This is a genomic window from Maricaulis sp. (assembly GCF_048270095.1).
Classification (GTDB): Bacteria; Pseudomonadota; Alphaproteobacteria; order Caulobacterales; family Maricaulaceae; genus Maricaulis.
On sequence record NZ_JBLWTL010000002.1, the window covers coordinates 104,467 to 121,687 of the forward strand.

Annotated in this window: 18 protein-coding genes; 8 read left to right on the top strand and 10 right to left on the bottom strand. The window is 60.8% G+C overall.

Going from position 1 to position 17,221, the window contains the following annotated elements; genetic code table 11:
- The first annotated feature begins 41 nt into the window (after positions 1-41).
- The gene (locus ACN0YJ_RS02415) at positions 42-683 is read left to right on the top strand and encodes a TetR/AcrR family transcriptional regulator (protein WP_417477340.1); all 642 of its coding nucleotides are present in this window, start codon (positions 42-44) and stop codon (positions 681-683) included.
- On the opposite strand, the gene ACN0YJ_RS02420 is transcribed toward ACN0YJ_RS02415, so the two are convergent.
- The 4 genes from ACN0YJ_RS02420 to ACN0YJ_RS02435 form a co-directional block, all read right to left on the bottom strand.
- Positions 684-1,808: an SO2930 family diheme c-type cytochrome gene (locus tag ACN0YJ_RS02420; protein WP_417495229.1), complete on the bottom strand. Its 1,125-nt coding sequence runs from the start codon at positions 1,806-1,808 to the stop codon at positions 684-686. It abuts the gene before it with no gap.
- A gap of 10 nt (positions 1,809-1,818) precedes the next feature.
- On the bottom strand, positions 1,819-3,060 hold the full coding sequence (locus ACN0YJ_RS02425) for a parallel beta-helix domain-containing protein (RefSeq protein WP_417495230.1): 1,242 nt from the start codon (positions 3,058-3,060) through the stop codon (positions 1,819-1,821).
- Positions 3,061-3,233: 173 nt separating this feature from the next.
- Positions 3,234-3,887 (bottom strand): CatB-related O-acetyltransferase, encoded by a 654-nt coding sequence (locus ACN0YJ_RS02430; RefSeq protein WP_417495231.1) that lies wholly within the window; start codon positions 3,885-3,887, stop codon positions 3,234-3,236.
- Positions 3,888-4,033: 146 nt separating this feature from the next.
- Positions 4,034-4,921 (bottom strand): AAA family ATPase, encoded by an 888-nt coding sequence (locus tag ACN0YJ_RS02435; RefSeq protein ID WP_417495232.1) that lies wholly within the window; start codon positions 4,919-4,921, stop codon positions 4,034-4,036.
- A gap of 150 nt (positions 4,922-5,071) precedes the next feature.
- Between ACN0YJ_RS02435 and ACN0YJ_RS02440 the strand changes: the two genes are divergently transcribed.
- A complete protein-coding gene (locus ACN0YJ_RS02440; protein ID WP_417489825.1) occupies positions 5,072-5,785 on the top strand; it encodes a cupin domain-containing protein in 714 nt (237 codons plus the stop codon).
- 6 nt (positions 5,786-5,791) lie between these two features.
- Here ACN0YJ_RS02440 and ACN0YJ_RS02445 read toward each other — a convergent pair whose 3' ends face one another.
- The 6 genes from ACN0YJ_RS02445 to ACN0YJ_RS02470 form a co-directional block, all read right to left on the bottom strand.
- Complete coding sequence (locus ACN0YJ_RS02445; protein WP_417495233.1) at positions 5,792-6,697, bottom strand: N-acetylneuraminate synthase family protein; 906 nt, start codon at positions 6,695-6,697, stop codon at positions 5,792-5,794.
- Positions 6,694-7,422, bottom strand: coding sequence for a cytidylyltransferase domain-containing protein (locus ACN0YJ_RS02450; RefSeq protein WP_417495234.1), 729 nt, complete (start codon positions 7,420-7,422; stop codon positions 6,694-6,696). The genes ACN0YJ_RS02445 and ACN0YJ_RS02450 overlap by 4 nt, the downstream gene beginning before the upstream one ends.
- Positions 7,419-8,468, bottom strand: a complete 1,050-nt coding sequence (locus ACN0YJ_RS02455; protein WP_417495235.1) for an ATP-grasp domain-containing protein — start codon at positions 8,466-8,468, stop codon at positions 7,419-7,421. The genes ACN0YJ_RS02450 and ACN0YJ_RS02455 overlap by 4 nt, the downstream gene beginning before the upstream one ends.
- On the bottom strand, positions 8,465-9,442 hold the full coding sequence (locus ACN0YJ_RS02460; RefSeq protein ID WP_417495236.1) for a sulfotransferase family protein: 978 nt from the start codon (positions 9,440-9,442) through the stop codon (positions 8,465-8,467). The genes ACN0YJ_RS02455 and ACN0YJ_RS02460 overlap by 4 nt, the downstream gene beginning before the upstream one ends.
- A gap of 69 nt (positions 9,443-9,511) precedes the next feature.
- Positions 9,512-10,528, bottom strand: a complete 1,017-nt coding sequence (locus ACN0YJ_RS02465) for a hypothetical protein (protein WP_417495237.1) — start codon at positions 10,526-10,528, stop codon at positions 9,512-9,514.
- The gene (locus tag ACN0YJ_RS02470) at positions 10,525-12,309 is read right to left on the bottom strand and encodes a tetratricopeptide repeat protein (protein ID WP_417477351.1); all 1,785 of its coding nucleotides are present in this window, start codon (positions 12,307-12,309) and stop codon (positions 10,525-10,527) included. The genes ACN0YJ_RS02465 and ACN0YJ_RS02470 overlap by 4 nt, the downstream gene beginning before the upstream one ends.
- Before the next feature lie 192 nt (positions 12,310-12,501).
- On the opposite strand from ACN0YJ_RS02470, the gene flbT reads away from it, so the two are divergent.
- The 6 genes from flbT to ACN0YJ_RS02500 all read left to right on the top strand — a co-directional run bounded on the left by flbT (position 12,502) and on the right by ACN0YJ_RS02500 (position 17,129).
- Complete coding sequence (gene flbT / locus ACN0YJ_RS02475; RefSeq protein WP_417477352.1) at positions 12,502-12,888, top strand: flagellar biosynthesis repressor FlbT; 387 nt, start codon at positions 12,502-12,504, stop codon at positions 12,886-12,888.
- Positions 12,888-13,262 (top strand): flagellar biosynthesis regulator FlaF, encoded by a 375-nt coding sequence (gene flaF / locus ACN0YJ_RS02480; RefSeq protein WP_417477353.1) that lies wholly within the window; start codon positions 12,888-12,890, stop codon positions 13,260-13,262. The genes flbT and flaF overlap by 1 nt, the downstream gene beginning before the upstream one ends.
- Positions 13,263-13,631: 369 nt before the next feature.
- Positions 13,632-14,456: a flagellin gene (locus ACN0YJ_RS02485; protein ID WP_417477354.1), complete on the top strand. Its 825-nt coding sequence runs from the start codon at positions 13,632-13,634 to the stop codon at positions 14,454-14,456.
- A 344-nt stretch (positions 14,457-14,800) separates the two neighbouring features.
- Positions 14,801-15,625 carry a flagellin gene (locus tag ACN0YJ_RS02490; RefSeq protein WP_417477355.1) on the top strand — a complete coding sequence of 275 codons (825 nt, stop codon included), beginning with the start codon at positions 14,801-14,803 and terminating at the stop codon, positions 15,623-15,625.
- A 230-nt stretch (positions 15,626-15,855) separates the two neighbouring features.
- Entirely contained in the window at positions 15,856-16,098 is a 243-nt protein-coding gene (locus tag ACN0YJ_RS02495; RefSeq protein WP_417489832.1) for a flagellar protein FlaG, read from the top strand.
- A gap of 200 nt (positions 16,099-16,298) precedes the next feature.
- On the top strand, positions 16,299-17,129 hold the full coding sequence (locus tag ACN0YJ_RS02500) for a flagellin (protein ID WP_417477357.1): 831 nt from the start codon (positions 16,299-16,301) through the stop codon (positions 17,127-17,129).
- Positions 17,130-17,221 lie beyond the last annotated feature (92 nt).

The window sequence follows — 17,221 nt, forward strand, 5'->3', positions numbered from 1 at the left end:
CCGATGTGCGAGTTTACCGCGAGATATCGAAGAGGCGTAGATTGAACGAGCGTGCCCCCGCAGAAATGGTCGACCTCGAGCGCCGGGCGGCGCCGCAGCAGAAGCGCTCACAGGCCCGGATCGCGCAAATTGTCGCCGCGACCAAGCGCCTGCTTGAGCGCGGTGAGGTGGACTCGATTACGACCACCACCGTCGCTGCGGAGGCGAATGTGCCGGTCAGCTCGGTCTATCGCTATTTCCCGAATATCTATTCGATCCACCGCACCATCCTGGAAGAGTTCAAACTCGAAACCGACCGGATTGTCCTGACGGTGCTTGAGGATCCTGAGGCACAGGACTGGCAGCAAGGTCTGGCGGGTGTAATTTTTGGCTTGCGCGAACTGGTCGTCAACAATCCGTCCTATGGCGCGGTCTTCCATCTCACCCTGATGACGCATGAATTGCGGGCTGTGCGCGAGGCGTGGAATTTGCACCTGGCTGATGTCCTCGCAACGCGCTGGCGCGAGGGGAAGGACGGTTTCCATGGTGGCGACCCGGCGATAATCGCCCGCATGACGGTCGAGATCTATTGTTCTGCGGAGATCCTGATCTTCGAAGTGCGTGATCGTCCGGAGGTGGCCGAGGCCTACTTCACCGAAGCGCTGATGGCGTTGCAGCGTTATCTGTCGGCCTATCTGAAATAATCACCCGCAATCGCCCGGCAGGCTCTCGATCCAGTCCCGGATCAGCGCTATGCCTTCGCGATGGATGGTCGAGCGGCCGAGTTCCGGCATCATCTGGTCCGGCAGCACCGTGTCGAGGCGGAAGACCAGGATGGATTGGTCAGGCTCGCCCGGAACAATATCGAACAATCGATCACCGGTTCCGCTGCCAGCGGCGACCGGGGGTTTGCAGAAGCCGGCAGCGGGGCCGTGCGGCACGTCCGGTTCCAGGTTCAGCCCCGAGGTGTCAGCTGGTCCGACCGGGCTGTGGCAATGCGAGCAATTGGCGTCGAGATAGGCGCGTGCGCGCGCTTCCAGCGGCGCAGTGACATCGGCCCAGTCGGCATTGCGCGGCGCGTCCTGCGGCCCAGGCGCGCCCGTCAGGAAGCCGACCTCGGTCAGGTGCTCGAGCTGATTTTGCGGGCCGTCCGGATAGTCGAAAACCCGATTGATGTGGCGCGGTTTTGGCCCAATGGGCTCGATGACGCGCGTATTGGAATCGGGGGCATGGCAACTGGCGCATTGATTGGCGTCCGGCATGACATAGCTGAACGTGGTCTGCTCACCCTCAGCATTGATCATCTCCAGCGGAACAATATCGCCATAGCGGTGCAGGACCGCTTCGCTCTGGTCGGCATTCCAGCGATAGGGCAGGGCAGACCAGCCCGCCTCGCGGCGCACGAGAATGCGCGTCTCGATCATCTGAACGCGCGACAGGTCGAGACTGCCATCCGCATTGGTCAGGCTGTGCCCGTCACCGGCCACGACCATGCCCGGCGTATCGGCGAGCGGATAGTAGAACGTCTTGGTGATGACCGTGCCGACCGGAAAGTCGAGCGCAACGCCCTCGCGATACGTGGCCCGGGTGCCCGGAGGCATCCAGATCGTCCGCAGTTTGAGGGCATAATCGGTGAAGAGCGGCGTGTTGAGATCGTAGGGGACGACGCCTTCGCCGAGGCGTAGTTCACCGGCGGCAATGCCCAGCTGCCCCCATTCAGAGAGCAGCCGGGGGTTGTCGGTCGCGTGATATTGCGGTGTCGCGTCCTGTTCGCCGCAGGCCGCAAGTGTGATCGCAATCAGCAGCAGGAACCCGCGCAACACACCCATGATCACGCTCCTAGTTGGCGAAGGCCAGCTCGACTTCGCTCAGCGGCTCGAGCGCACAGTTGAAGGCCTCGGTGTCGACGCGCGGCGATGCATACCCGTTCGGGCCGTCGGCATTGAGGACATCGACTGCATCGCTGTTGCAGATGCGCAGGTCGGCCGGCATGGCGCCATCGACCAGTTTTTCAGCGTCGACATAGCCGTCAAACAGGATATCGGGCAGGGCGCCATTGAGCCCGAACATGGTGACTTTCAACGCCGTCAACTCAAGCCCGTCCGGCGAGGTGCCGCCGCCGGTATAGGTGTTGTCGTGGATCCAGATCGCTTCGGGATAGGGGTCGAAATCCGACTGAACGGAATAGGAGGAATAGCCGGTCGAGTGCAGGCTGGAGATGATGATATTGGCCGTATTATTGTCGGCGATCCGGTTGTTGAAGATCTCGACCTGGTCATTGGAATTGATGACGATGCCCGAACCAGCCGGAACGCTGGCGACCGGCGTGCCGGCATGGCCGAAATTCTCGGTATTATTGGCAAAGACGTCATTGTCGTAGACGCGGGTATGATAGCCCGGCTGTGGCAAATTGGGCATGTTGAAGACGAGGATGCCGCCGGTATTGTTGGTCGCGGTATTGCCATACACATCGGCGCCGATGCAGTTCTCGATCTCGATCCCGGCGACATTGTATTCGGCGCGGCTGTTGCGCACGATCACATTGCGCGACTGACCGACATAGATGCCGGCATCCGATGCGCCGATAGCGACCGTGTTTTCCACCAGGACATTGGTCGTTTGCACGGGATAAATGCCATAGGCCCCGTTCTCCGTCGCATAGCCATTGGTCCATTCGACGCGGACGCCGCGAATGATGATATTCTCGCCGCCATTCACCTTGAGGCCGTCACCGATCGTGTCCTCGATGGCGAGATCTTCGAGGGTGAAGTCATTGGCGGTGACGATCAGGCCTTCAGCGCCGGCGATCTGGTTTTGAAAGCTGAGAATGGTCTCGTCCATGCCCGCGCCACGAATGGTGACGCCATCGACATTGAGGCTGAGCGAGCGGGTGAAATTATAGATTCCGGCCGGGATCTCGATCACATCGCCGGGCTGGGCATCGATCAGCTGCTCCAGCAGGACGCTCTGATAATCGCTGTTGGCCGCGGAAATATCCCGGGTCGTATCGACCTGATTGCCGCATGCGCCCAGGCTCAGTGCCGCTGCACCAATGATGATATTGCGTATCGTCGTCTTCATCCCGGTCTCCCCTTGATCCGTCAGCCCGACAGTAATGCACTGCGGACGGAAAATGTCATGAGCGCAAAAATTCCACATTCCGGTCGGCGATACAATCCGAAACAGAAAAACTTTCTATTTATTGACAGCAAGGCCTGCGCCAGCTCTGAAAGCCGGCAAGGCGCCGGGACGGCTCAATCTTCTGCGGGACGCAGACGGGTCAAGGCGTCGATATCCGCCTGCATCAGCGCCTCTGACGCCTGCGCGATGCGCTCCACCGGCCAGTCCCACCAGGCGAGCGCCTGCAGTTGTGCCGCCACATCCTCCGGCAAACGCCGCTTGATCATTCGCGCCGGATTGCCGCCGACAATCGTGTAGGGCTCGACATTGCGGGTGACGACCGATTTGGCGGCGATGATGGCACCATTGCCGATCGTTACGCCGGGCATGATGGTCGCGTCCCAGCCAATCCAGACATCATGGCCGATCATGATGCCGCCCTTGTTGGGCCACGGCCCGGGATCGGGTTCGCCCCAGCAACCGAAGATGGGGAAGGGATAGGTTGAAAGCCGGTCGGCGAAATGATTTCCGCCATTGAGCACGAAACTGGCATCGGCGGCGATCGAGCAGAATTTCCCGATCACCAGCCGGTCATCGATGAAATCGAAGGCGTATTTCACCTGGTCGGCAAAGCGCGCAGGGTCGGTGAAGGAGTGGATATAGCTGTAATCGCCGGCCTCGATCTTGGGGTGATCGGCGAGCAGGGGTTTGAGATAGGCCATGGACGGCGCTGCCGGCAGCGGGTGCAGCGTCATCGGGTCGAGGGCCGGGTGGGTAGTGACAGGCATGAGCGGACTCCGGGCGTGATTTCACAAGGTTTCGGTGAAATGCGCCTCCGGCATCGCGGGGCGCGGTTTAGCCGCGCTGGTCCATGTCACTCTCCATTGTCTTCGTATTGATTATGCCACCACCCCAGTTGCGGTGCCAGCTTTCCCTAAGCCGCCCCCGGCCCGCCCCCTGGCCCGCGTCCCGGTCCACCGGCCGGCGCTCGTCGCGCCATGAACGCCAGCTTTTCGAACAGCATCACATCCTGCTCATTCTTCAGCAGGGCGCCATGCAGCGGCGGGATCAGTTTGCGCGGGTCTTGCTCGCTGAGCAGGGACGGATCGATATCCTCGATCAGGAGGAGTTTGAGCCAGTCGAGCAATTCGGATGTCGAGGGTTTCTTCTTGACGCCGGGCACCGAGCGGATCTCGTAAAACAGCTTCAGCGCTTCGGCGAGCAAGCGGCTTTTCAGGCCCGGGAAGTGGACGTCGACAATGGCGCGCATCATCTCTTCGTCGGGGAAGGCGATGAAGTGGAAGAAGCAGCGGCGCAGGAAAGCGTCCGGCAATTCCTTCTCATTATTCGAGGTGATGATGACGACGGGGCGTTCGGCGGCCTTGATGGTCTCGCCGGTCTCGTAGACATGGAATTCCATCCGGTCGAGCTCCTGCAGGAGATCATTGGGGAATTCGATATCGGCCTTGTCGATTTCATCGATCAGCAGGACTGAGCGTTTCTCGGCCGTGAAGGCCTCCCACAGCTTGCCCTTGCGGATATAGTTGGAAATGTCGTGCACGCGCTCATCGCCGAGCTGGCTGTCGCGCAGACGCCCGACGGCATCATATTCGTACAGACCCTGGCGTGCCTTGGTGGTCGATTTGATGTGCCATTCCAGCAAAGGCATGCCGAGAGACCGGGCCACCTGGCGCGCCAGTTCGGTCTTCCCCGTGCCCGGCTCGCCCTTGACGAGCAGCGGACGCTCCAGAGCAATCGCGGCGTTAACCGCGGCGCTCAATTCGCCGTCAGCGACGTAACTATCTGTACCTTGAAAACGCATGCCACCGACTTAGCGCGATTATGCAAGCGAGGGTAGGGGCGGGTTTCAGCTGATCTGGCTGGCCTGGCCGGGCAGGAGCGAGGCGGATTAAGAGTCTGTAAAGCGAATCCCTTCGCAATCGCATCAACAAGGATAAGAGGAGCGTGTCCCATGGCCATCGAGCTTGCCCAGGCCAAGAATTTCTACAGCTTCGGCTGGAAGACCGGGAAGATTGCGGATTGCGATCCGAATTTCCCGACCACGCTCCATGCCTGGGATGGCGAGCCGCTTGATTTGCATCAACCTGACACCGCATTCTTCGGATTCGTCCAGGAAGGCGAGGCGGTCATCGAATGCGCCTCCGGACGTTTCACGCTGAAGCCCGGCATGTATTTCTCTTTCAATGATCGCGGCCAGGTCTCTGGCGGACGCGGTATCGTCATTGCCCGCGATCGCGCCCGCGGATTCTTCATGATTGGTGGACCGGTCGAAGAGAAGGGGCGCCTCAAATATATCGATGGCTGCACCGACAGCCTGCTGATCCCGCCAGTGCGGATGGGCGATGCCTGTCTCAACCTGCTCTATTTTCCGCCAGGCATTGACCAGACCCCCCACACACATCCGTCCGACCGGATCGGTGTTGTGTTCTCAGGTCGCGGTGAATGTGTGACGCCGGAGGGTATTATTCCGCTCGAGCCGGGCGTGATGTTCCGCATCCCGTTCGAGGGCAATCACAAATTCCGTACCTTCGACAGCGAAATGCGTGTGATCGCCTATCATCCCGATAGTGATTTCGGCCCCCAGGACGAGGATCACCCGATGATCAACCGCACCATGGTTGACGGGATTTCGGCCAACAAGATCGACAAGATCCGTACCGCCTGATTTTCGCTATTTGTATTGCGGACGCAGCCAGACGCCGTTTGCGGCTTCGGTTGGCAGTCCTGTGTCCGGATCATAGACACCGCGGCGCAGGTTATTGCGGCGGTTGATCTCGCTCGCCGCAGGACGCTTTTCGCCATCACCGAGCGCTGTTGTCAGTGCGGCCAGATCGCGGGCCAGGCCGGCAAACTCTTCCATCTCCATCGCAAACGGATGGTCCGGGCCCGGTGTGGCGCGGTCGAAGGTGACGTGTTTCTCGATCACTGTGGCACCCAGCGCTGCAGCGGCGATGGGGGCGAGATGGCCCGGTGAGTGGTCCGATAAGCCCACCGGCAGGCCGAACGCGGCCTTGAGCGTCGTGATGGCATTCAGATTGAGATCTTCCCAGCTGGGCGGATAGCTCGCCGTGCATTGCAGCACGGTCAGATCGGTACAGCCGGCGGCCTGCAGGGTTTTGATCGCCTCGGTGACCTCGTCCAGATAGCTCGCCCCGGTCGACATGATGACGGCCTTGCCGGTAGCGGCGACCTTTTCGAGCAGAGGCGTGAAGGTCAGGTCGCCTGATGCAATCTTGTAGCGCTTGACGCCGAGTGCCTCGAGCTTGTCGACGGCCTCGAGGTCAAACGGCGTCGACATGAATTCAATGCCGTGTCCGTCACAGCATGCCTTGAGCTCTGGAAGCCAGTGATCGGGCAAGCCTTGATTGGTGAAGGCCGCATAGCGTGGATTGTCGATCCAGTCCCCGGTCGCGGCATCCTTCGCCTTGCGGGCGATCAGGCCTTCGCGGGTCAGCGACTGGAATTTGGCGATCTGGGCGCCGGCGCGGGCGCTGGCCTCGATATAGCGCTTGGCCTCGTCGAGACTGCCACCATGGTTTGAGCCGATTTCGGCGATCAATGTGATGGCAGGCTTCATGAGGCTAATCCTTGTTGCACAGACGGAGCGGGTGCCATCTCGGCCAGAAGGGCGCAGATATGACCAGTATCGACCGGCCAGCCCCGCGCTACGAGGCTCGAATGGATCATGCGCACATAGTCCAGCTCCTCGGCAGTATCGACAGACAGGTCGTATTCCGGGTGATGCAACGCTTTTGGAAAAGGCAATATCAGGCAGCGGTAGGCACCGGGATTTTCGCGCACTTTTATCGTCACATGCTCGCGCTCACGGTCCGTTGTCGCGTCATCGCGATCGATCTGGCGCAGCACGCGCGCTTCGACGACTTCGGCACGCAGTCCCTTGGGAAGATGGCCAGCCTCCGGCCGGGTGTATTCGGCGCCAAGTGCCTGGTGTTCGGCGACGCAGCGGGCAATCACGTCCGGGTCGCGAAACGGGCTGTCCGAGGTAATGCGGACCAACGTGTCGGCAAGCGTCATGTCGGCGGCGAGGACGAAGCGGCTCAGGACATCGTGTTCGGAACCGCGGCAGACACGGATGCCTTCGGCCTTCGCAAGGGCTGCGATGACATCATCGCGCCGGGCCTGTGTGGTCGCGATCACAAGCTCGTCGACACCGTCGACCCGGCGCAGGCGGCGGCATTGATAAGCCAACAGGGATACGTCGTCATGCAGCGGCTCGAGAATTTTCCCCGGCAGCCGACTGGAGCCCATCCGGGCCTGGATGACGGCGATCGTACGCTTCATGTGATGCCCTCAACATCGAGTGGAATGGCCACGTCCTGCCAGGAGCGAACCATGCGCATGGGAGCATAGGGCGGAATGGTTGACGGGATATGGCCATCCAGATGCTCTGCCCCGGCGAGCATGCGCACCAGCAGATCCGGAACATTCAGGCCGGCCAGCGTCATCAGATAGCCAAAACCCCACATGCGCGGATTGATCTCCAGCAGGTAGGGCGGGGCGTCTGCATCAGGCCGTTTGAGCTCGACGGCGGCCAGGCCGTGCCAGGGACCGGTGGCGCGCAGCACGGCGAGGCCGGCTTCTGTGAGGCTGGCATCGACAACGGTCTCGCCGGCAATGGCGGCGCCGCCGCTGGGGGGATTGGTCTGCAGCTTTCGATGCAGGGTGGAGACCACCAGCTGGCCGCGATTCCAGAGCGTGCCGATCGTGTAAATCGTCTCGGGACCGCCGGGGATGCGCTGTTGCACCAGGCTCGGGCCATGTTCGGCAATGGTTTGTGGCCAGTCGCGCTGGAGCGTTGCCATATCGGCTGGATAACTCACGCCGCGCGCGCCGCGCGAACAGCGCGGTTTGAGCACGCAGGGGAAACCGCCATCCCAGCTGTCCAGGTCTGCGGGTGTGTCTGGCTGCAGGGTGCGCGGCAGCGGCAGACCGGCTTCGGCGATGCGGGTGAGCAGCAGGCCCTTGTCAATTCCGAAACGCAAAACCTCCGGATCGGGCACCGGCACCCGCAAGCCTTCGCGCTCCCATTCGCGGGCCACCGGAGCGAGCACGGCGGCCTCGGCCTCCGAGCCGGGAATGATGATGTCGAGCCGGTGGGTTTTGCAGATTTCGCGCACGGCGGCACGATAGGCATCGGCATCCCTGGCCGCGGGCAGGAGCCGGGCTTCAGCGCCAGGCTCGAACAGCCCGGCGGCGAGGGGGTTGAGATCCGCAGCGACGATCTTCAGTTCGCTGTCGGCCAGTCTGAGCGAGCGGACCGTGCCCAGACCTGGCGGGGCGCCAACCCCTGTGACCAGAACACCGGTAGAGAGCCCATGCAGCATCATGCCGGCCTCCAGGCGTCGAGCGAACGGTCGAGCAGGCGTTCCAGTGCGCCGATTTCAGGTGCGAATCGCGCCTCCAGCATCGCCCGAATCCCGGCATCCATCGGTGGGACCTGCACCGGTGCAGCCCCCGGGGGCGGGTAGACGCCGTCGGCGGTTGAGGCCGATGAGACGCCGCTGACCGGGGCGACCAGTTCGGCATGCAGGGCTTCGAAGCTCTCTGCCGCGCGATGGTCATAAGCGCCTGCAAGCACGGGAAGCTTGGCGGCCGGTATGCCACCGGTGTTGTAGCGCTCTTGCAGCGACACCGGGACATCCGGGTCCAGGTCGAGAAATTCGAATATGCGGCGCATCGTGCCGGGCGCGTCATGGTCGAGATCGTCCTGCAGCAGGACAAGACAATGATCGAACCGATCCATCCAGGGCTGGAGCTTGCCGGCATAGCGGCCGGTGTCGGTATAGAGCCATTGGAAACCCCAATTCGCTGCCTTGCGCCCGGCTTCGATCTCCAGGGTTTTGGCGAAGGAGAGAAATTCGGCATCGCGCCGGACGTTCTGCAGATAGTGAGACCAGGCGCGATCAACCGGATTGCGCAATATCGCAATGACGCGGGTGGCGGGGCCACACAGGGCTCGGGCCTGCGGGGCGGCGATGTCCGCATAGGCGATATAGTCCGGGGAGACATCACCGGCGTGTGTTTCATGGCGGCGCGTGGCGAACAGGGCCTGATAATCAGCTGCCGAGGTCGGGGCGTCGAAATGATAGAAGGCGGGCCAGTAGACCTCGCCCTTCCAGATGTCGGAGAAGAAACGGCCCTCCTTGCGCGTGGGCGAGAGGAAGATATCCGGGTGCTGGCGCAGATAGTGATAGAGCGAGGTCGTGCCGGATTTCGGCGCACCGATCACGAGAAAGTCCGGCCAGCCGGGTGCGGCTGAGGCCTCCGAGCCGGGGTGTCGATATATTGGTGCGTTACCCACCCTGGTCTCCCTCGGTGCGGCCGATTGGCAGCTTCTGTATTGGCTTGGACTGGAAATACTGCGCCTGATTCAGGCCGCCGGACCAGCCGTCACCCTTGAAATGCTTGGATTCAGCTGTGTCGGTGTGGCTGAAACGAGATGTGAAATGCGGGCCGCGACCCGGCTGGCGCCGCGGCCATCGACCGCTGCCTCGCCCGCACGGGAAAAGGCCTGACGCCGGGCCGGTGTTTCCAGCAGGCTGCGAAGGGCCTGTCGCAAATCTTCCGCAAAGCTGCCAGCGGCCGGATCCAGGCTGCGCCCGAGCCCAAATGTCTCGAATTGCCGGGCCCGCTCGCGCTGGTTGGCTGCGATCGGCAGGGCGATGGCCGCGAGACCGGTCGCTGCCGCCTCATGCAATGTGGTCCCGGCGCCGAGAATGCCGATATCGGCCGCGCAGAGCTCGTCCAGCAGACCAGCCTCGGGCAGGACGTCAGCTCCTGGCGTCGCCCGCTTGATGTCGATCCTGACGCCTTCGAGTTCGGGCAGGCCCTTGAGCGCGCCCAGCACGGGGTCCAGCACCGGCGTGTCGCTGCCCCCGAGCGAGATTAGCAGGCGCTGAACTTGCGGCCGGATGGTGCGTGGCGGCCGGCCGGCATAGCCGGGGGCGAGAAGAATGTGTTCGCGGCCCTCGCATAACCCGGTCAGTGCGCCGCCCTGGGCCGGTTCAAATCCCTGGTGGATGACGAGATCGGCCTCGGCGTCGCCATGGTGACTGCCAATCAGGGCCAGCCAGAATCCGGCGCGGCGCAGTTGTGCACAGAGCAGGGCGTCGGTGGTCTGCCAGTCACCAATCAGGCCGGCGACCCCCGCATCGCCGAGGGTTCGCGCCAGGCAATCAGCGACATCACCGTCGGCGGCGAAGGGCCGGACGTCGATGCGGGCGGCCAGGCTGGCGGGCAGGGCAAGCGGCGTGCGGCTGAACCAGACGAGGGTATGCCCGGCATCCAGCAGGGCGTGGGCCAGCGCCGCACACCGCATCATATGGCCGAAGCCGATCCGGCTATCGCCATCGGCTCGGATCGCCAGGCGGGCGGGCATGGCGTTCATTTCCGCTCTTTGACCATCTGCTCCAGATTCGAAGCGACCTGCGGCATGATATTGTTGAAGTCACGGAAGCCGGTGCCGAAAAACGAGCGGGTCCGCGGATACCATCGCATGTGATCGGTGCCGAGCAGGGGCCAGGCGGTAGACCGTGCGTGAATGAACCAGACCTTGCCACCGGACGCGGCCGCCAGATTGCTGGTTGCATTCATCGGCCCGATTACGAGATCGCAGCTCGAGGCGAAGGCGGCGATATCATCGAGGTCCATTTTGAGGTCGATGCCCTTGGGCTGATGGATGTCGACGCCGAACATATCCTTGGCTTGCTGGAGTTCCTTGGCGATTTCACCATATTGCAGATTGATGAAATTGACGCCGTCCACCGCGAAGATCGGTTTCCAGTCCTCGAATTCCGAGAAGAAACGTGACCGTCGCACGGTCATTTTCAATGATTTCCAGAGAATGCCGACTTTCAGCCCATCGCCGATCCCGTCGAGATAGTCACGCCAGACCTGTACGCGCCCGGGATCGGGCGTGAGAAAGGCAGGTCGTTTGGGAAAGCTCTCGAGCGATGGCCGCAGGGCGATCAGTGGGTCGCCCATCGGCGTCCAATAGTCGGCGCCATCATCGAGATGATTGGCGGTGCGCACATCGCGCCCTTCAAGCTTGACCGAAGTATGATGGCCGACCCTGGCCTGGGGCAATGAACGTTGGACGAGTTCTACCAACCTGTATTCACAGGCAATTCTTAATTCACCTTCCGGGCCGATCGCGTCGAGCAAATCCTGGGCTGTGTTGAGAAAGAGCACTTCATCGCCGAGGCCCTGTTCGCCGACGAGGACAACGATCTTGCCCTTGATATCGGCGAGGTCATGGCTCTCCCAGCGCGGGCAGCTCATGGCAAAAATCGTCGCCTGCGAATTATTTGGGTCGAGGCGGCCCTGTTGAGCTTTCCAACCCTCCTCGACACGCCCGCAGGCCAGCAAGAGCAGGGAGCGGCCATGCTCCATCGTCGCCCGGTCCATCGCGTCCTGCGGGCTCCTCAGGGCGAGTTCAAAATGCTCAACCGCTTCGAATGGCTTGCCGAGCAGCTCATACATATTGGCCATATTATTGTGGGCGCGGGCGAAGTCGGGATTCAGCCGCAAGGCTTCGCTGAAGAAGGTCATGGCGCCCGCCGGGTCACCGGATTCGGCAAGGACGGTGCCGAGCGAATTCCACAATTCGACATTCTCCGGGTGCAGGAATATCGCGGATCGCAGAATTTCAATCGCGTCTTCGATCCGCGCCTGATCACGCAGGACGCTGGCCAGATTGGTGATGCCGCTGAGATTGCCGGGATCCAGCTGAAGGCAGAGCCGGTAGAATTTCTCCGCCGCGCCCAGCATATCAAGCTTCCAGGCAACAATGCCCATATTGAGGTAGATTTCAGCGTCCTTCGGGTCGATTTTCCAGGCGCGCTCGTAATATTCGAGTGCCTTCGACAGGCGCCCGACCCGAAACAGGACCAGGCCGACGGCATGATTGGTCAAAGCGACGTCCGGGGCGATGTCGAGGGCGCGGAGGACGTATTTCGCAGCCTCCTGGTGTTCGCCCTCATCGGATAATTTAATACCCCGCGTTACCAGGCTGGCGGCCTTGCGATACTTGTCGCGCTGGGCTTTCGGGACGACGCCGAGGCGAATTTCGGCGCTGAGCCGGCCGCGTGACCCGCGCGCGCCGATCGCATCATTTTTCGCGGACTCGGCTTCGGCGTTAAACTCGTCAATCAGGGCTGCGTCGCTCATACAAAGCCTATCGGGTCTGGTGTGACTGGGAATCCAATCGCAGCTGGACGGGATTCGATTTAAAACTTGCTAACGCGGCCATCGCCAGACTTGCTGCTGGCGGGGTAGTGGCGAAACCTTTTCTTCACCCCGTTTTGCCAACGTGGCGTTTGCTATGGCGCGAATCCGCGCTTCAATGACTGGAGAATTCTCATGGCCCTGAAAATCTCGCTCAAACCCGGCGAGAAGTTCGTGCTGAACGGAGCCGTGGTGGAGAATGGCGACCGCCGTGCCACGCTTCTGTTGCAGAACCGGGCTTCGGTGCTTCGTGAGAAGGACATCATGCAGGCAGACCAGGTCACGACACCGGCCCGCCACATCTATTTTCCGATCATGATGATGTATCTCTCCGATCAGGCCGATGAATTCCAGTACGAGCAGTTCGTGCTCCGGATGAATGAATTCATGGGCGCTGTGACGGCGACGGAAATCCTGTCGAGTTGCGTCACCATCAGCCGCGATGTGATGGCCGGCGAGTATTACAAGGCGTTGATGCGCTGCAAGAAACTGATCGAGTTTGAAGAGGAGCGTCTGAAGTAATGTCCTTTCAAGCCTATCAAAAAGCCTCAACCCGGGTGGAAGACCCGCGTTCGACGGAATATCGGCTATTTGCCCAGGTGACGCGGGCCCTGATGCAGGCGTCGGAGGCTGACCGGGTCGAGATTTCGAGCCGGATTGACGCGCTCGACTGGAATCGCAGGCTCTGGTCCAACCTCGGCGCCGATTGTGCCAGTGCCGAGAACAAACTCCCGGAACAGCTCCGTGCCTCGATCATCTCGCTGTCGCTATTTGTCTCGAAATACACCTCCCAGGTGATGCGCGGGACCGGTGAGTTCGAAGTTTTGATCGACCTGAACCGCACGATCATGCAGGGCCTCGCGCCGCAACCGAATGCGGCGAACAGCGCCGCCTGACCGGCCGCGCATGGCTGATAGCCGTCATTTCCAAGCTTTCCTGAATACCTGAAGGGCCGGCCGCACGTGAATGCGGCCGGCCTTGTGCATTTGCGGCGTGTCTGACCGGCGGTTCTCGGGGCCAGGCCGCGTTCTGCATTCACCAGAATTGCGCGTAGGGGTGCGGCCGCAGGCAGGTTCTGCCGGGTCGGCACAATTGGACTGCACAATCGGGCGAATGTCCGGCTATGGTTCCACGCAAATATAAAATCCGACACGAAAACAACCGCTTGCCTGCGTCTTCGGTGGCATGGGGATTGCGACTGTTCCGACAGGACAAAAAGTCCAAGTCAAGAACGACTTCACCACTTCCAGAATGGAGGAACAATTATGCTTTCAGTGAACACCAACGCCGGAGCCATGGTGGCTCTGCAGAACCTGACGAAGACCAACGCTCAAATGACTGAGGTTCAACAGCGGATCAATACCGGCCTGGATGTGGCGGGTGCGAAGGATGATGGCGGCAAGTTCGCTATCGCCCAGCGTATGCGCGCCCAGGTGGGTGGCTATTCCGTTGTGAAAGACAGTCTGAACCGGTCCCAGTCTGTCGTCGACGTCGCACTTGCGGCGGCCGAGGGCATCTCGGACCTGCTCATTGAGATGAAGGCAAAGGCACTGGCGGCATCTGATGTTTCTCTGGACTCTGCATCGCGGACGGCCCTGAACGAAGACTTCAAGGCCCTGCGCGACCAGATTTCGAAGATGGTCAGTACCGCTGAATTCAATGGCACAAACTTGATCAACAATACCGTGACGTCAATTTCCGCCCTGGCGAATGATGACGGTAGCAGCACGATCTCGATCGTCGATGAAAACCTCTCGCTGGGGGGCGCTGTCGTGACCCTCGGTGCGACGGCTTCCTTCGCGACGGCTGGTACGGCTGATACGCTTGCGGGAACGATCTCGACTTCGCTGAATAATCTGAATCTTGCGTTGGCGCGCCTCGGCACGGCATCGAAATCTTTGGAGATTCACGAAAGCTTTGTGGCCAAGCTTTCCGACGCCCTTGAAGTGGGTATCGGGAATATTGTCGACGCGGATCTGGCAAAAGAGAGCGCGCGCCTGCAGTCGCTGCAAGTCAAGCAGCAGCTGGGGGTTCAGGCACTTTCGATTGCCAATACGGCTCCGCAGACCATTCTGTCTTTCTTCCAGTAGTTTCGTCGATCGGGGCCGCCCTTGGGCGGCCCCGATTTTCTTGGTTCAGCACGCGGGGGGCCATAAGCATGTCCGCAATCTGGCGTTAACCATCTGTAAATCATAAAACTTTGCCGATGGGAAATTTTTGCCGGCCATTCTGCCTGCTGCTGCGGCACTTTTTGCCGAGCCAATGGTTACCGGCGATCGTCCGATTCAGCGAACATTACCAGCGGCGGCTTCTCTCCCCCGATTAACCTGTTTCAGCCAACCGTTTCTGGCCCGTAGTTTGCGAGGATTTCCGTGGATCAGAAGGTCCATCGGGCAAAACGCCCGGCATAAACCAGAACGGAAAGGGCCAAGAAATGGCTACTATCAATACGAATTCCGGCGCCATGGTTGCGCTGCAGCAGCTGAACATGACCAATCGCGACCTGGAACAGGTCCAGAGCCGGATCACCACCGGCCTTGCGGTCAGCTCCGCGAAAGATGATGGCGGCAAGTTCGCTATTGCCCAGAAAATGCGGGCAGACGTTCAGGCTTATGAAGTTGTTGGCGGGTCGCTCGATCTGGCAGCCTCGACGGTCGACGTGGCCCTGGCCGCTGGCGAAGCTGTTTCCGATATCCTGATCGAAATGAAGTCGAAGGCGCTCGCCGCTTCCGACACCAGCCTCGATTCGGCTTCGCGTTCCGCGCTGAACGAAGACTTCAAGGCACTTCGCGACCAGATCGGCAAGATCGTTGGTAATGCCTCGTTCAATGGCACGAACCTGATCAATAACTCGGTGACCTCGATCTCGGCGCTCGCCAATGCTTCGGGCTCGTCCACGATCTCGATCGCTGACGAGAATCTTTCGCTCGGTGGCGGCGTTGTCACGCTGGCAGCAACCGCTTCGATGGATTCTGCCGGTACCGCTGCGACACTCGCTGGCACCATCTCGACGTCTCTGAACAACCTCAACTCTTCCCTGGCTCGCCTGGGTACGGCTTCGAAATCCGTGGGTATCCACAAGGATTTCGTCGGCAAGCTGTCCGACTCCCTGACGCAGGGTATCGGCAATCTGGTCGATGCCGATCTGGCAAAAGAGAGCGCGCGGTTGCAGTCCCTGCAGGTCAAGCAACAGCTTGGCGTTCAGGCTCTGTCGATCGCAAACAGTGCTCCGAGCACGATCCTGGGCTACTTCCGTTAATCCACGGAACCGGATGGCGGGCCCTGGCCCGCCATCCACCTTCCCGGGATCGCTGACGGAGGATGTTTTGGAGGCGCTGACGCCTCTACGTCGGCGAAAAGAAAATGGCTGATACCAATTATACGCGGTCACCTCTGGTGGCTAATCCACTTCTGGATTCACGCGATATGTCCGGCGACCGCCTTCGGCCCGACCCGACCCGCGTCCCGCCTGTCGAAACAAAGCCGTCCATGCCAAAGACTGCAGGCCGTCCTTCAGAGGAACTGGTTGCAGAGCTGGAGCGCTTGTCCCGGGACATGCTGGGAAATTCCAGGCTCAGTATTCAGCGTGAAACGACGTCCGGCGACTTCGTCTATTTGATGATCGACAAGGATACCGGCGAGACCATCCGTCGCTGGCCGCCTGAAACGCACCAGGACCTGGCGGAGTATCTGCGGACCTTCAAGGCCGGCATCGTCAACAAGAGGGCCTGAGTCGCTGGGCAAAACTGACCGCCCTGGCCGTCACGACTCGGCAAATTCCGACTTTTCCTCCCCATCGCGGTGATCGCAAAAACGGGTAAGTCGCTGATATAGAGCTATTTATCGGCTTTTCAGAAATAGGCACGGCAATTGCGCTCGTAATATCAAGGCGTCACGAAAGTGTGGCGCGGTGATTTGCGGGAGAATATCGCATGACCTTGAGTGTCCACACCAATACCGCCGCGATGATTGCGCTGCAGAACCTCAACAAAACCAATGATCAGATGGATGGCGTTCAGAACCGGATCAATACCGGCCTGAAGATCGCCGGAGCCAAGGATAATGCGGCGATCTATGCGGTCGCCCAGGGCATGCGCGCTGATCTCGGTGCGCTCAGTGCCGTCCAGACCGGTCTCAACCGCGCCACGACGATTGGTGATGTTGCGCTGGCCGCCGGTGAGACGATCTCGGATTTGCTGATCCAGATGCGCGAAAAGGCCATGGCGGCGATGGACCCGTCGATCGATTCCTATTCGCGTCAGGCCTATGATTCTGACTTCAAGGCTCTGCTCGACCAGGTCCGGGTGATCATCGAGAATGCTGAATTTGATGGCGCCAATCTTCTTGATGGCTCGGTGACCAATGGTGTTGAATTCCTCGCCGACGCCGATGCGGCCCGCACGGTCACGCTGAAGTCCCAGGATATGAGCATTGGCGGCGCGATCGTGACGATCCCGGCGACGGCCAGCCTGAGCACTGTCACGCTTGCAACTTCGGTCATGGCGACCATCCAGGCCAGTCTCGATAACGTCAATCAATCCCTCGCTGATCTCGGCTCGGACACCAAGAAGCTCGAAGCCCATTCCGGTTTCGTCAGCAAACTGGCCGATGCCCTCACCAAGGGGGTTGGCAATCTGGTCGATGCCGACCTGGCGGTTGAAAGTGCGCAATTGCAGGCCTTGCAGGTCAAGCAACAACTGGGTGTCCAGGCGCTTTCGATTGCCAACTCCCAGCCACAGATCATTCTCAATCTTTTCCAGTAGACCCGTAAGCCTGCCTCACCACGGCCTGTCTTGCTGCGGAACGGCACCCCACGGGGTGCCGTTTTCGTTTCAGCGACTCGCGTCATGATGCG